This is a genomic window from Mailhella massiliensis, from assembly GCF_900155525.1.
GTDB lineage: Bacteria > Desulfobacterota > Desulfovibrionia > Desulfovibrionales > Desulfovibrionaceae > Mailhella > Mailhella massiliensis.
On sequence record NZ_LT706925.1, the window covers coordinates 1 to 15,687 of the forward strand.

The 15,687-nt window shown below is 50.3% G+C and carries 13 protein-coding genes; 8 read left to right on the plus strand and 5 right to left on the minus strand.

Going from position 1 to position 15,687, the window contains the following annotated elements:
- Positions 1–207: 207 nt before the first annotated feature.
- The 5 genes from CZ345_RS00005 (at position 208) to CZ345_RS00025 (ending at position 8,012) form a co-directional block, all read left to right on the plus strand.
- Positions 208–1,350: a restriction endonuclease subunit S gene (locus tag CZ345_RS00005; RefSeq protein ID WP_239446561.1), complete on the plus strand. Its 1,143-nt coding sequence runs from the start codon at positions 208–210 to the stop codon at positions 1,348–1,350.
- Between the two features lie 158 nt (positions 1,351–1,508).
- Positions 1,509–2,489 (plus strand): site-specific tyrosine recombinase/integron integrase, encoded by a 981-nt coding sequence (gene xerA, locus CZ345_RS00010; RefSeq protein ID WP_077071164.1) that lies wholly within the window; start codon positions 1,509–1,511, stop codon positions 2,487–2,489.
- A 108-nt stretch (positions 2,490–2,597) separates the two neighbouring features.
- The gene (locus tag CZ345_RS00015; RefSeq protein WP_144277178.1) at positions 2,598–3,683 is read left to right on the plus strand and encodes a restriction endonuclease subunit S; all 1,086 of its coding nucleotides are present in this window, start codon (positions 2,598–2,600) and stop codon (positions 3,681–3,683) included.
- Positions 3,680–7,063 (plus strand): DEAD/DEAH box helicase family protein, encoded by a 3,384-nt coding sequence (locus CZ345_RS00020; RefSeq protein WP_077071166.1) that lies wholly within the window; start codon positions 3,680–3,682, stop codon positions 7,061–7,063. Before CZ345_RS00015 ends, CZ345_RS00020 begins: the two co-directional genes overlap by 4 nt.
- Positions 7,064–7,085: 22 nt before the next feature.
- A complete protein-coding gene (locus CZ345_RS00025; RefSeq protein WP_077071167.1) occupies positions 7,086–8,012 on the plus strand; it encodes a restriction endonuclease in 927 nt (308 codons plus the stop codon).
- A gap of 123 nt (positions 8,013–8,135) precedes the next feature.
- Here the strand turns inward: CZ345_RS00025 and CZ345_RS00030 are convergent, their stop codons facing one another.
- Together CZ345_RS00030 and CZ345_RS00035 are read right to left on the minus strand one after the other, a co-directional pair.
- Complete coding sequence (locus tag CZ345_RS00030) at positions 8,136–10,109, minus strand: AbiA family abortive infection protein (RefSeq protein WP_083717018.1); 1,974 nt, start codon at positions 10,107–10,109, stop codon at positions 8,136–8,138.
- 380 nt (positions 10,110–10,489) lie between these two features.
- Entirely contained in the window at positions 10,490–11,467 is a 978-nt protein-coding gene (locus CZ345_RS00035; protein ID WP_077071169.1) for a DUF4268 domain-containing protein, read from the minus strand.
- 123 nt (positions 11,468–11,590) lie between these two features.
- Between CZ345_RS00035 and CZ345_RS00040 the strand changes: the two genes are divergently transcribed.
- Positions 11,591–12,076, plus strand: a complete 486-nt coding sequence (locus CZ345_RS00040) for an McrC family protein (protein ID WP_204224165.1) — start codon at positions 11,591–11,593, stop codon at positions 12,074–12,076.
- A gap of 167 nt (positions 12,077–12,243) precedes the next feature.
- Here the strand turns inward: CZ345_RS00040 and CZ345_RS00045 are convergent, their stop codons facing one another.
- Positions 12,244–13,206, minus strand: coding sequence for an Abi family protein (locus CZ345_RS00045; protein WP_019129041.1), 963 nt, complete (start codon positions 13,204–13,206; stop codon positions 12,244–12,246).
- Between the two features lie 223 nt (positions 13,207–13,429).
- Positions 13,430–13,756, minus strand: coding sequence for a hypothetical protein (locus CZ345_RS00050; protein ID WP_077071170.1), 327 nt, complete (start codon positions 13,754–13,756; stop codon positions 13,430–13,432).
- A 197-nt stretch (positions 13,757–13,953) separates the two neighbouring features.
- On the opposite strand from CZ345_RS00050, the gene CZ345_RS00055 reads away from it, so the two are divergent.
- Both CZ345_RS00055 and CZ345_RS00060 read left to right on the plus strand, forming a co-directional pair.
- Entirely contained in the window at positions 13,954–14,622 is a 669-nt protein-coding gene (locus CZ345_RS00055) for a DUF3990 domain-containing protein (RefSeq protein WP_077071171.1), read from the plus strand.
- Entirely contained in the window at positions 14,603–15,295 is a 693-nt protein-coding gene (locus CZ345_RS00060; RefSeq protein ID WP_077071172.1) for a helix-turn-helix transcriptional regulator, read from the plus strand. The genes CZ345_RS00055 and CZ345_RS00060 overlap by 20 nt, the downstream gene beginning before the upstream one ends.
- 32 nt (positions 15,296–15,327) lie before the next feature.
- Here CZ345_RS00060 and CZ345_RS00065 read toward each other — a convergent pair.
- The coding region (locus tag CZ345_RS00065; RefSeq protein WP_204224167.1) for an MBL fold metallo-hydrolase at positions 15,328–15,687 on the minus strand (360 nt) is incomplete at its 5' end.

A 15,687-nucleotide genomic window follows, 5' to 3' on the forward strand; every position in this document is an offset into this window, starting at 1 on the left:
TCTGAGATGGTATCGTGACATCAGGATCAAGAGCGACCTGGATTACAAGAGCCCCATGCAGTACCGAAGGGATTTGGGACTAGTCGCATAGGATGGATTTGGTCCAGGATTCCCACCGCAGTCCCTTGCCAACAAAATCAGTTGACAAAACTATAGGAACACCCCTTTGCGGGGGAGAAGGTAAGGCTTGGAGATTTAGGGAAAACGATATGCGGCGGTACACCTTCAAGCAAACATCCTGAATTTTTTGCTGGATCAATACCATGGATAGGAACTACTGCACTAAACGGAGGAAAGCTAGATAAAGCGGATGCGGTGAAACTGATTACTAGGGAGGCGGTAGAAAAGAGCGCAACCAAAATAATACCGCCCAATTCAATCATGGTTGGTATTCGTGTTGGCGTTGGAAAGGTTGCTATTAATTCCGTTCCAATGTGCACAAGTCAAGATATAGTCTCCGTTGTTAGCATTGACGAGGCTGAATGGTGCAAGGAATACATATCAATGGTGCTCCAATACAAGGCGCCTGTTTTAGCTGCTCAGGCACAGGGAGCAACGATTACTGGGATTTCGTCTAAAACTCTCAAGTCAATCACAATCCCCGTTGCTCCCCTCGAGACTCAGAGGAGGATTGTCGAAGAACTAAGGGCTATCGAAGCGCAGAAGGTTGCAGCTAATTCGATTCTCAAGTCTTTCAGCGCCCTGGTCAAATCCCGCTTTGTCGAGATGTTCGGGGATCCAAGCGACAATAGTCGGAATTATCAAGTTGTTTCAATCGGAGAAATCCTCTCTGTTCAGCCATCGAACGGCCTATACAAACCACAGAAGGATTATGTTACCGATGGTTCTGGGGTGCCTATCATTCGTATTGATTCGTTTAACGAGGAAGGCCCTAACTATTCTGCATTGAAACGGTTGAACTGCACACAGAAAGAAACAGAAAAGTATGGCTTGCGTGATGGCGACATTGTGGTTAACCGAGTGAACAGTATCGGCTGTATGGGCAAAACAATGCTCATAGATCACCTTCCAGAAGTTGTGGTGTTCGAGTCCAATATGATGCGCATGCATGTGGAAGAGTCGACAATGTTTCCTAGATTCCTGCGTCATCAGATGACTTCAGATTATGCAAAGCGCTATTTCGAATCTCATGCAAAAAAGGCTATCGGTCAGGCGAGCATTAACCAGGCGGACGTCAAGGGGCTAAAGGTTTTAGTACCCCCATATGTCGATCAAAAATCTTTCCTTGACTTCGCCGCCGAGGTCGACAAATCGCGGGTTGTGGTGCAGAAGCAAATCGAGAAGCTCCAGACGCTTTACGACAGTCTTGCGCAAGAGTATTTCGGCTAGAAGCTTGCTGTGAATAAGCCGTTTCGTATTGATGCCGGCGACATGGAAACGAGCAAGTTCATCAGGTGCGTTTAGTGGCGTAGCTGCTTGTTGCAAAGCCCGGATGCTCGTTGGCTTCATTCGCGCTACGCTTGCCTCCCGGATGAATGGAGGCAGGTATGTTGTCAGTTAGCGATGCGGTTCGTCAGGTCGAGCGGATGATGGTGACGACGTTGGACGGTACGCAGATGCGCCGTCTGCACGATGCGCTCATTGAGTGCTTCGTTGAGCAGACCGTCGAGCGTCATAAACGCCTCGGCAACACTGAACTCCTCGAGGCGTTTCTCGATGCTAAACGCCTCGAGGGTTGTTCTGGTCGTTCTCTTAAGTACTACCGGAGTACGCTTGTGAGGTTTGTGGGCACGCTCGACAGTTCTCTCGTGCTGGCTACAACCGAGCAGATCCGCTCATATCTGGGCGGTTATGGAGAAAAGAGCGGCGCTGGTAACGTGACAATCGACAACGTTAGGCGCATCATATCGAGTTTTTTCTCATGGCTTGAAGCGGAGGATTATATCTATAAGAGCCCCGCTCGCCGAATTAAGAAGATTCGAACGGTAAAGACAGTAAAAGAGACTTATTCCGATGAAGTAATTGAGCTGATGCGTGATGGCTGCACGACAAAGCGCGACCTCGCAATTGTCGACTTACTGTCATCAACGGGTATTCGCGTGGGAGAGTTAGTGAACCTCGACCGTGAGGACATCGACTTCGAGGCAAGAGAGTGCATCGTTTTGGGAAAAGGCGGAAAGGAGCGTCGCGTCTACTTTGATGCACGAACGAAGCTTCATTTAGTCGAGTATCTTGCGGAGCGCAACGATGATAATCCGGCTCTGTTCGTCTCGCTCTGCAATCCTAATAGAAGGCTGCAAATTAGCGGGGTGGAGATACGGCTTCGCGAATTAGGACGGCGTCTGGGCATTTGTCGTGTCCATCCCCATAAGTTTAGGAGGACGCTTGCAACGCGCGCTATTGATAAAGGCATGCCCATCGAACAGGTTCAAGTGCTGCTAGGGCATCAAAAGATCGATACGACGCTCAGGTATGCAATGGTCGATCAGCGTAACGTTCGGATGTCGCATCGAAGGTACATCGCATAAAACAAACCCCCCTTTGCGGGGGAGGGTGCCCGCCGCGTGAGGCTGGGGGAGCTGATTTCCAAGGCGAAGGCTGAGCGCTGTGGGGATAGGTCGTTCCCAGTTCTATCGATGACCATGCACGATGGAATCATTGCGCAATCGGAGCGTTTCAAGAAGGCGATCGCTTCGAAAGATGTTAGCTCATACAAAGTCGTCTATCCTGGCCAGCTCGTTGTTGGCTTTCCAATAGATGAGGGCGTGATTAATGTTCAGGGGTTTGATGAGCCTGGAATCATGAGTCCCGCCTACAACATTTGGAATATTGACGCGAGTATTATCTTCCCGGACTACCTTGATCTTGCGCTGCACGGACCTGGCTGCATGGCATATTACGCTGACAAGATGAGGGGAACCACTGCTCGACGCCGCACCCTGACGTCAGATAGCCTAACTGCAATGAGCGTACCGCTTCCAGACATCAACCAACAGAAACATATCGTTGGTATCTTCGATGCCGTCAGAGTACAGATGAATGCGTGCCGCCATCAGCTCTCTCTACTCGACGATCTGGTCAAATCCCGCTTTGTCGAGATGTTCGGGGATCCTGCTGCCTCGCCAAAATTCGAAACATGCCGAGTCGAGGATATTGCGGACGTGTTTGTTGGCGTCGTAGTTAAGCCGAAACAGTATTATGCGGATGATTCGAAAAACGCTGTAAAAGCTTTTCGTTCGCTTAACGTTGGGGAGATGCACATTCGCGATAACGATTGGGTCTATTTCACCCAAGAGGGCAATCAAGCAGCTTCGAAATCCATTCTAAAGAGTGGGGACATATTGATTGTTAGATCAGGGTATCCCGGAACTTCGTGTATCGTTTCTTCTGAATATGAGGGATGCAATGCCATTGACTTAATCATAGCCAGAATTAAAGATGACGGAGTACTACCCGAGTTTCTTGCGGCGTTTAACAACAGCACCCGTATGAAGGATTTGATTGAGCGAATGTCCGTTGGATCCGCACAGAAGCATTTCAATGTCGGATTCTATAAACAAGTTGAGATTCCTTTGCCGCCGATTGAAATTCAGAGGGAATACTTGGCATTCCAGCACCGAGTCGACAAATCGCGGTTTGTCGTTCAACAACAGGTGGTTAAGTATAATGACGTTATTGCATCCAGTGGAATTGCGATTATCGGGCGGGACGAGTTGGTATGAACTTCGATTTCCTCAAACGAGAAGATGGCTACTATAGCCTCTTTGCGGATGCCTGTATCGAAGCGGAGAGGGTTTTCTCTACGTCGCCCGCCATGTGTGCTGTCGGTTGCCGTAAGGCGCTTGAGCTCGCGGTTAAGTGGGTCTATGCAATTGATACAGACATTAGCATGCCCTACCGCGACAATTTGTCATCTTTGCTCCACGAACGGTCGTTCATGGATGCCGTTGATGAGCGCGTATGGCGGAAGCTCCTTGGGATAAACAAGCTTGGAAATCTTGCGGTACACACCGAGCGTGTCGTTACACCCGCGGACGCGATTTTGGTACTGCGCAGCCTTTTCGAGTTCGTTGACTGGATCGACTATTGCTACGGCCCAGATTATTCTGTACGAACATTTGATGAGAAAAAGATTCCAAAGAAAGGAATCCAACTCACAGCAGCTCAGATTAAGGTCGTTAAGGATCGCGAGTCACTTCTTAATGAAAAGGACGAGGAAATTAAGCGGCTCGAGGCTGAGCTGAAGAAGCTGAGCGCTCAGGCGGCTCAAATCAAAGAAGAGGATAGGCCGAAGCGCGATTTCAACCCAGAAGACATCTCCGAATTTGAGACGCGCAAGCACTATATCGACTGGGATCTTGCGCTCGCTGGCTGGAAACTCGACGAGACCGTTCTTCAAGAGCGAGAAGTTCACGGCATGCCGGTTGAACCGGGTAACAACACGGGTGTGGGCTACGTTGACTATCTTCTTATGGGTAAAGACGGGCGTCCACTCGCCATTGTCGAGGCGAAGCGCACCTCTTATTCTGAACAAAAGGGTCTCAAGCAGGCGCGGCTTTACGCAGGTTGCCTTGAGAGGGAGTTTGGCTATAAGCCGCCTATATTCCTCACGAATGGATTCGCTACACTGTTTGTCGATGACGAAAACGGTGCTCCACGTCCGGTAAGCGGATTCTTCTCGCAAGATGATCTGCAGAAGCTTTTTAACCGTAGGGCGGCTACGGTAAAGCCTACGACCCTGACAGTAAATGAAGCGATAGCTGGCGGCGGAAAGCGCTATTACCAGATTGAGGCTATCCAACGCGTATGTGCTAACATCGAAGAGGGGCATCGCAAGAGCTTGCTGGTTATGGCTACGGGAACCGGCAAGACTCGTGTTTCGGCCGCCCTGGTTGACGTGCTCATGCGTTCAGGGCATGTTAAGAACGTCCTCTTCTTAGCGGATCGCGTGGCGCTTGTCAGGCAAGCAAAGCACGCTTACCAAGATTATCTGCCCAATGAGTCTCTGTGCAATCTCTGCTCAAATAAGGATGAGCGCAATGCTCGCATCGTTTTCTCCACGTATCCGACCATCATGAATGCAATTGATGGGGAGCGAAATGAAGACGGCGACCGTATGTTTACGCCAGCGCATTTCGACCTCATTATTGTTGACGAGGCGCATCGCTCTATCTTCAAGAAATATCGGGCGATTTTCGAATTCTTCGACTCTCTTGTCGTTGGACTCACGGCAACACCTGCCAACGAGGTTGATCGAAATACGTACGACTTCTTTGATGTTGAGCGTGGCGTGCCGACCTATGTTTACGAATACAAAACAGCAACGGAAGTCGACCATGTCCTTGTTCCGTATTACGGCATAGAAACTCATACGAGCTTTATCGACGAAGGTATTACCTACGACGAACTATCTCCTGAGAAGCAAGAACAGCTTGAGGAAGACTTCGAAGATACCGGCCAAGAAGTCCCTGACAAAATCGAGAGCACGGACCTTAATAGATGGGTGTTTAACGAGGAAACGGTCGACAATGTTTTAGTCACGCTCATGGAGAAGGGCATCCATGTCCAGGGCGGTCAGGAGTTGGGCAAGTCGGTAGTCTTTGCCCAAAACCAAAAGCACGCGCGCTATATTGTCGAGCGTTTCGGTAAGCTTTATCCAGGGCTTCCAGGAGACTACATTCAGGCTGTTGTTCACTCTGACGACTATGCGCATACCATTATTGAAGATTTTGAGCTGAAGGTTCGGCCGGTTATCGCCGTGTCGGTTGACATGATGGACACAGGCATTGATGTGCCCGAAATCGTAAATCTCGTATTCTTCAAAAAGGTTCGCTCCAAGATTAAATTCTGGCAGATGATTGGTCGCGGAACCCGTTTATGCGAGGGGCTGAACGTTACTGACCCGTTGGATGGCACCCACGAGGACAAGGAGCGCTTCTTCATTTTCGATTGGTGCCGCAATTTCGAGTTCTTCCGTGAAAACCCGCACGTTGTTGAAGGGAAGTTAACCGTTTCCGTTGCTGAGCAGGTTTTTTGCAGGCAGGCAGAGCTCGCTATGCTTCTGCAAAACAGCGCTTTTACGGCCGATGACTATCAGGCATGGAGAAAAGAGCTCGTCGAAACTATGCACGGCCAGGTAATCGCTTTGAATGACGAGCTCTTCACCGTTCGTAGACATCGCCGAGAGGTGGAGAAATACCGCCGTATCGAATCCTTTACGCTGCTTTCTGACGTTTCGTTTGCCGAGCTTAAGAATCCGATTTCGATGCTTGTTGTCAATGATGAGGCGGACTTTTCTGCGTTGCGCTTTGATAACGTCATGTATGGTTACATGATTGCGACCTGCAAAGCCCAAAATACAGATTCGTATAAGAAAAAGATTGTGAGCATGGCAAGGCTGTTGCAGTCGTTGTCGACCGTTCCCCAGATCAACGAGCAAATGCCCCTGATTAGGCAAATCGCAGAAGGGGACATGCTGGATGGGGCTACCCTGCTGCTTCTTGAAGATATTCGCAGGCGACTTCGCTCGCTTATTCAGTTTATTATCACTGGGCCGCAACGACGGGATGTTATCACCCACCTGGATGACCCGATTACGGAAATGACCTATGGAGTGTCCGCAGATATTGGTGAAAACTTCGAGAACTATAGGCTTAAGGTCGAGCGCTATCTTAGGGATTATTCTAATAACGTGGTTATTCACAAGTTGCGGACCAATAAGCCGATGACTGAATATGAATTTAGCCAACTCGAGCGTATCTTTACTCACGAACTTGGCAATGCGGAAGATTACGCAAAAGCATATCAAGATACTCCGTTTGGCCTTTTAGTTCGTCGGGTAGTTCATCTCGACCGGGACGCGGCGATGGAGGCCTTTGCCGATTTTCTTAGCGATCAGAGCCTCAATGAACAGCAGATCTCGTTTATTAAACGCGTAATAGATTATGTGGTTGAGAACGGATATATGGAGCCTGCGGCACTTAATCATCCACCGTTCGATCGCCCGAAATCTTTCATGCAGATGTTCAATACTCAACAGCAGATGAACTTGGTGACTGTGATTAAGTCAATTAAAGAGAATGCCATTTCTCCCGCTGCGTAAACCAAAGCGAAAGGTTCCCGCCATGCCAATCCCAACTCAAACCGAGATGTTTCTTATGGTTTTGGAGCTCATGAAAGACGGCAAAGAGCGCAAGCGCATCGGCATCATTAACGACGCCTGCGATATGCTCGGTCTTTCGGATCGAGAGCAGGCACTAGTTACCTCAAGCGGTGTCCCGGTTTATCGCAGCCGTGTTAGCTGGTCGGTCTCTTATCTCGCGCGTGCGGGCATGCTTTCCAAAGTGACACATGGCGTATACAGGATTAGCGATTACGGAAATGCTGCTGTTGAGAAATACGACAACGCGCAGCTGCTTTCCGATGAAATCAACAAGGCTATTGCAGAAAAGAATCCTTGGAAGTCGAAGAAAAAGGGTGATGCCAAACAAAAGGGGGATAAGGATCCGTTGGATGAAGGGGTTCTTCCTGATTCCATCAACGAGACGTCTCCGCAGGAGCAAATCGACGCTGCTTTCGCACAGTTGAAAACTGACCTGCAGGACTCGTTGCTTTCCTCGATTATGGATAAAGACCCGGGCTTCTTCGAGAAGCTTGTCGTGGATCTTCTGGTGAAGATGGGTTACGGGCAGGGCGAGCAGACGCGTATCAGCAATGATGGCGGTATCGACGGTATGATTGCAACGGATGCTCTGGGCTTTGACCCAATCTATGTCCAGGCCAAGCGCTATTCGGCTGAAAAGCACGTTGGGCGCCCCGAACTTCAAGGTTTTGCAGGCGCGCTTGGGAGCATCTCGCGCGGCGTGTTCATCACCACATCAAGCTTTGCGCAGAGCGCGATTGATTGGGCGCGGCATTACCCTCATGCAACGCTTGTGCTTATTGACGGCAAGCGCCTTACCGAGCTGATGATTCAGTACGATCTTGGCGTTTCGACTGAAAAGGTATACCGCATCAAGCGAATTGATGGCGACTACTTCGGGGAAGAGTAGCGCTTTGTCGCATATGGAAGCTACAACCTCTGCCACTCGTTAGCAAACGTGTGAGATGCTCTTGCGACTAATGTAAAGCGGCTTACAGGACACGCTGTTTGCCCTGTAAGCCTTATTTGGGAATCAGGACGGATCCCGATCTAGCGGGTCAGTGTTGTTGTGACTACGTGGCAGCGGCAATTCAACGTCCTCCAATATGCTTGCAATGAGCCCTTCGAGAGATTGCTTTGTTTTAAGTATTTCTATTTGATATGTATTGCGAATCAAATTTGAGCCCGCATGGATTAACGGATTATCTCGGCGAAGCCTTTCGGCGGCATGTATAATCTGTTCAGATTTCGGTATCTCACAATATAGCTTAGCTAGCTCTTTTTCACTATATAAGAAGCCCCTCTGCTTCTTTTTCAGTATTTTGCGTTTGAAGAGAGTCGAGAATCTATCGAAATAGGCTCGATAGTACGATATTTGTTCAAAAAAGTTTTGCGTTCTTCCATGGAACAGCTGGTTGACGAATTGGATTTTGCTCCGATCATCATCGGCGATAACGAATAGTATTTTCGATTCAACTTCTGTAATCGGGTCGCGGATGAATTGGTCGTTAATACAATATTTATCGATAAAGATGGACAGTCCGAGTTCTGACTTGCGCAGCAGCGACAGAAGGTCACGGTGATGCATTCCTCTGTTGATGAGATAGTTTAGCGCGATGAGCGTGTCGATACTGGACCAAGTCCCATCTCTATAGGACAGGAAAAGCGTATTCAACAAACGTTTGATTAGATAATCATCATGAGTATCAAGAATGCACTTAACAAGTTCGTTTGTTCCATAAGTCAGAATGACCTTGCCGCTCAATAGAGCTTTTTTGATTGAGTTCTTGACGCTTAGGCAACTTAAATTGGCATTGCTATAAATAACGCTCCGGAAAGCAGTCATTGAATCTATATGCCTATCTTCTTGAGAAAATGTCAACTCGACAGCTGCTTTGAAGTCTTGCTGGCAATAATTCCTTTCGAATGACATGCGAGCAATCTCTTCAAACAATTGAGATATGCGACCTGGGGGGTCTTCAATTACTTCCCCCGTGTAATGACCTGAGAAATCAACGCATGATTCTGTTGCTTCGGCTAATGAGAGCTCACTTGTTTGGCCGAATTCTACCTTGTTCAGATTTAGAGCAAGTCCGTTTTTCCTCAAGATATCTGCGTATTTATTGAGAATCAGTTCCTTTATTTTGAATGGGGATGATTCGTTCGACACGTTGATAAATATGAACATGTCATCCACATAGCGAATCATTTTGAATGACTCGGCACCGCAATTGCTATCAATGCAGCGGAAAAGCTCCGCATCGATGTCGGAAAGATATACCTTGGTAGCCAGGAAGCTCAGCGTCGGATGGTTTTGAATGGTTGGAAACTTACCCGCTCCGCAATAGAGCAGTAGCGCGCGAAGGAAAAGGCAGTCGGTAGCTGAGAAATTCTTATCGGAGTAACTTTGCATCTTTGACATGAGCTTGTCGACATCAATTGAGTTGTAGAAATTGGAGAGGTCTGTTTTGAGGTAGTAGGAGTACTGGCTTTTTGCAATCCGTTTCTGGTCACAATACCGTCGATAGCTATCCTTATACTGCGCGCAGTTGTTTGCTAGATCGCCGGCGTATTCACATATCATGTCTTCGCGCGGGTCAGCGAAACATCTCTGGTACTCAATCCCAAAAGCAACAAGGTATAAAAACATAATTGGAGAAATGAGTGTTGAATCGCGAAATGACGCGCCTTGCTTCTGAATGAAACCACTAGTTACATAATTCATCGAAGCACAAGCAATGAAGGCACCGTCTTTAATGTAAGCCGAGAAAAAGTTCCCCGAAGATAGAAGTTGCCAATCAAAAGTGTTGAGAACTGAGAATGGATACCATTGTAGATAGCACCTCAAGCGACGTTTCTGGTCCTTCATGGTTTTGCATGCTGCTTTCCAAGAGCTGTACGAGGGGTGCATCATCAGCAAGCCAATCTTTACTGATATCAGTCGTGAAGTAGCTTGGATATGCGAGCGGTATCGACATGCAAATCCGCGCTGCGGCAATCGTAGCATGAGCCTAGAAGTCGTAAGAACAAGCTTTCAAATTGTCAGACGGGTCTCTATACGGAAAAGCAAAAACCGGTGATGTCTGTAGTTTACATGCTGGGCATCATTGCTCGTGCGCCAGTCGGCTAGAACTCTCCCTGTTCTGCTTCGAGTGCGTCGTGAACTTCTTTGTGTCGAGGTTCAAGTATCTGCCGCGTTCGCTAATACGCATTTTTTACATCGCGTCTGGATAGGGCTTTTTCATGGTTAACTCGGATGCAGGTTCGGCATGCGGACAGGTCGTGAATGCAACAGCACTGTTGCATGACTTCAGCTTAGGAATCATGCGCTACATATAATAGGCGGCTTATAGCTCAGCCAGCTGTTCTCAAAATATGATTTTGCGTTTAGTTATCAGTCGTCAGGGCGCTTGCTTTACTTTCGATCGTCTCGAACTCATTCTCCAGGCGAACCATTTCATTTTGAAGAGCCGTAATCATGTTAAGCTGCCAATCTATGAATTCCGGCCACTTCTCACGATTGGCTTTGATGTCATGGCCGCTCTTATAGAAACGAACGCCTTTGCTTTTCCTGTTATATGGTGTTCCGGCAATACCGAGTGCTTGTTCAAGCTCTTGACGGCGAGAGAGGACAAAGTCGCCAAAATCGGTATCGTGCACACACGCCTCTACACCAATCTGTTTCTTCTGCGTATTAATCAAAAGTACCAGATGGTATCTTATCGAGCCTGCTCCTAATTCTGTCCAATGATGCGCTTGCGGCTTGTGCGGTTTAAACGATTGTGAAAAGGTCTCGTTTTGAGCAGCGCAGTCGACGTACGTCTGCCAGTATTCGAGTTTGATGCGCTCAGTTTCCGAGAGATCCGACTTGGCTTTTTCCGCACGTGCCCACTCGTTGGGTGATTCTACTACGTTGAATCGAGGAGCCATGGGAGAGTCGCCAATGCGCCACACCTCGATTTCAACCAAGAAGAACGCGCAGTCGCTGTCTGTGTGTTCGTTGAGCCATTCGATTGCGTTGCGATGTTCGTCGCGCGCACGCGCAACGACCCAGATCACCACACCTGCTCCTTTGCCTGCGGCATATGTAATGATTTTTCCCAAGTGATCATGGTTGGTATCTTCGAGCTGGTTTTCGATAATCACCTTACGCTCTGTGTCAGCCTCTTGAGCAAAGATGTCTACCGCAAACGAGCCGACTGCACTTTCTGTATCCTTGAGCTCGAGTTCAATGGAACAGGCATCGCCAAGCATGGTGAGGTTTTCTTCTTGTGCAAGCCACTTGGTAAAGTTAAGTGCTTCATGTGGCCAGACGTCCCGGACGTTTACCTTTTCGATCTTTCCGAGTTTGGGCTGATTTGCCATGGCTTTGCTTTCTGCGCGGCGCGGTTATGAATTGGAATAACTGTACCACGAGGATGCTAGGGAGGAATTCAATATGCTCGCCAGCGGAGGCGCTTTGCTGAGGCGTATCGCCTGAGAAAAAAGGTGCGGCTTGCCGACGTCTTGAACGGCGACTCGCTGCATCGGCTGTACGAGAAATTCATCCTTGAGTACTACTGCAAGCACTGGAACTGGCTGCATCCCGCCGCGCGTGAGATCGGTCATGGGATAGGCGATTCGGCGCCAGCCTTCTTGCCGCGTATGCTCACGGACGTGACGCTGGCCAACGGAGACAAGTGTCTCATCATCGACGCGAAATGCTACGGAACGATTCTGGGCACCCACTACGACAAGGAGATTCTCTCACCGGCGAACTTGAACCAAATCTTCTCGTATGTCATGCATGCGGCGAACGCGTTTGACGGCGAAGCCTCGGGCATGCTGCTCTATTCGAAGACGGAGGGCGCGGAACTCGAGAGCGAGAGCTGGTTGGAGCTGGGTCATAGCTACCATGTGCGAACGCTCGATTTGAACCAGGACTTTGCTGGCATCGCCGCGCAGCTCGATGCGATTGCGGAGTTATTGGGCTAAGGTATGTGCGGGCGCCTCGCACCAAGGTAAGCTAATTTATGCAAGATTTCACGCATAAGAAAGGCCCGACTCATCGGGCCTTTCCAGGTGTAGACCGAAGCCTTCCACCGCGATTGGTTGTAGTCTAGCATACCCGGAGTTCTTTCGCCATTTCAGCGATAGGCAGTTTACCCATTGCTCGCATATTTCCGTAAAGCGGTAAGCTTATTGCGCGCGGTTGTTTTGATGATTTTGGAGTAGATGTTGAAGGGCAGTTCAGCGTAGAAGACCTTCAAGATGTTTTCATAGCCTGAAATGAACTGCTTGCATTCGGTTTTAGTCAAACGCATCTTGCGCATGAGGTAGGCGATGAGAACGATGTAATCAGTTATGTCGGAGAAATCGACGCCGACAACTCCTGTTTCCTGCTTTATGAGTTGAGCAACTCCAGAGTGGACAGCGCCGGATCGGAAACGAACATCGAGCACAACACCATTATGCGCAACAGCATTCCGGAGATCTTTTAGGGCAAAAATAATGTCTTTTAGGCGGCGCTCCGATTCCAAGTTGGTGGGCATATCAAGATCGCGAACGATGGACGTTTGAACACGCTTGTTGAGACATTCGTAGAATGCGCCAAAATTGCCAAGTGTCATAACTTCGAAAATTGCCCAGATGGGGATATCCTTGTCAGCATCACGGAAATGGCCAATGACGTCACGATTTTTATGGTTGCGAAAGATGAGGTTGTCAATTTCGCCGCGCAGTCGTTGGCGTCTATCCCACGCTTTGCGATATCTATCCCCTCTGTAGTTTCGGTAATCAGTGAGGCTTTGCTTCCAAATGTTTTCAAACGTTGCCGAGCCCGTGTCTTTGAGAACGGCTTCAAGCGTATAGTTTTTGAGGCATGTTTCAATTTGCACGACATGGGGGTAAAGCAGCGTTTTGACTTGCATGTCAAAATCGTAGAGAGCGGCAACCTGTGAGAAGTCCGTGAGTGGAAGTCGGTTGCTTGCTTTTCCCGCAAAGCGGTAGCCCTTGTATCCATGATAGTAGCCAATATTCTTAAGCTTGCGCTTCTGGGCTGAGCCTTTGATTGCTATGCCGCAATTTCGTAAATGCTTCATGAGCGAATTGAGCGTTTTGGGCATTGTGATGCTCCGAGATTCAATAAGGTAACGGAAGCATATTCTACCGCTGGAAATGGACGCGTCGTGTGGGATTGTTCGCGAGGTTGATTATTTGGAATCAGATCACTATGCCGTGCATTCTTTTCGTGCGAGGTTTTGCCCCGCTTGATCAAGGAGGCTCTCGATGCGGCAAAGCGCAGTATCGCGAGACGCTCGAACTCACCAAGATGGCACCGCACTGCCCCTACCTATACGTCACCAGCGTATGGAACCCTTCCATGCTGCCGGTGAGTCCCTGGCCTTGGATCGAATTGAACTTTACGTCCAGGATCTCGTAGCCGTCGTCCTGCATGGCGCTGACAATCGCGTCGATCTGCCCGGTGTACTTGTTCTCGCACTCGAACGTCTGGTTGAGGAACTTCGAGAAGCTGTTCAGCATCACGACGTGCACCTTACCGTCCTTGGGCGCGAGGCTTGCGCGCACGGTGTCCCGGTATTGGAACATGCCGTCGTTCCGGTACTGCTGCGCCTTGTTTTCGAGCTTTTCCTCATGCGAGCCAAAGATTCCCATAATGCGTCCTTTCGAATGGTGAACGATGGCGAGCCTGCGTCTTTAGGACATCGTATCGCACTGGGACGACTGCGGTCTTTGAGCACATGGGTGAGCGGTCTGCAAGTTGGGAGACAAACAGCCGTATAGCACATCCTGCTTTTGTGATACTATCACTACAGTGATACTTCAGATACAGAAACGGAGGCGGTGGCGTCGTGATCCTCTGGCATGGGTCGTCCGAAATCGTTAAGCAACCGCGCTTGGAGCTGTGCCGTCCATACAACGACTACGGCGCGGGCTTCTACTGTACCGAGCATGAAGACCTCGCAAAGGAATGGGCGTGCCCTGGCGAAGCGGATGGGTTTGCGAATCGCTATGAGCTTGCTACGGACAAGCTCGCCATCCTCGACCTTTCTAGCTCGGAATATTCGGTGCTCACTTGGCTCGCTTTGTTGCTCGCAAATCGCCGTGTCGATCTCTCGAATGCCATCGCTCGCACCGCTCGCGACTACCTGCTCGATCGCTTTCTCATCGACACATCGGGCTTCGACATCATTCGCGGATACCGTGCAGACGATTCGTACTTTTCGTTCGCGCGGGCGTTTTTGAACAACACGATTTCCGTAGCGCAGCTTTCCGAGGCTATGCGTTTGGGAAATCTGGGCGAGCAGGTTGCGCTTACCAGTGCGAAGGCGTTCGAGCGCATCCAATGTACCGGCTATGAACTTGCGTCTTGCGAGATCTATCACGCGCGTAGGGCCGAACGCGATCGCCGTGCGCGGAGCCAGTACCAATCTCTTTGCGCGCAGCTCGATCGCACCGGGCTGTATGTTCGCGTTATCCTGCTCGAGGAGGTCGATCCCCATGACCCACGTCTCTTCTAAAGGCCGTGGCGTCGTTGCCCGCGCGTACGACGTCCTCTACCTAGAAGACGCCATGTCCTGCCTTGCATGCTTCTTCGACTATGCGGCTTGGGACTACGGTGCCGAAGGATTTGAGGTTGCGAACCTTTTTGCGTCGAGTCGGCTTGCCCGGCAGTTCGAAACGGGGGCACCGTGGGTGGTTTCTGGGCGGTCGGGCATCGAGCTCTTCTGGGGCATGTGCGGCGAGCTTGGTTACGACGATGAACAGGCGATGATCGAGCAGGGCTTTCGACCAGACAGGACGCCTGAGTATTGGGCGGGCTGGATCGCCGCGTACGTCCAATGGCGGTTTGCGCTTACGTTCCGCACGGTTTTCGATGTGTTGCCGTTCGATGTGCTTGTCGACTTGTACGACCCGTGGCACGAAGCATCCGAAGAGCGTGTGGCTCAGTTGTTTGCGGAGCGGATGACAAGCTATCAGGGGCAGACGAACCTCGCGCGCATGCGGAGTGCCTGTGGATACACACAGCGTGAACTCGCCGAGCTATCTGGTGTTTCACTGCGGTCGATACAGATGTATGAGCAGCGCAACAAGGATATCAACCGGGCGCAAGCTTCCGCCGTGGCGCAGATTGCTCGCGTGCTTCACTGCCGGGTAGAGGATCTGCTCGAACCGGTTGTTGCGGTGGCGTAGCCCGGTATGCGACGTCTGCGGGGTGCAGCGCTCTACCGCTCAACCTTCCGCACGACTTCGATCCCCGGCGCGACCTCGGCAGCGAACTCGTCGAAGTCTTCCCGCGCGCCCACGATGCTGCCGTAATGGATGGGCACCACGGTCTTCGGGTGCAGCGCGTTCACGAACGCTGCGGCCTGATGCGGGTCGCACGTGTACGTCCCGCCGATGGGCACGAGCGCCACGTCGCACGTCACCTGCTCGTTATCCGGGTTCTGGTCGGTGTCGCCCGCCGCGTAGTAGCGCACGCCGTCGACGGTGAGCACATAGCCCAGCCAGCCGTGCGTCTGCGGGTGCATCCCCAGGCGCTCCGGCTCCACGTTGTATGCAGGCACGGCCTCGACGGCAACGCC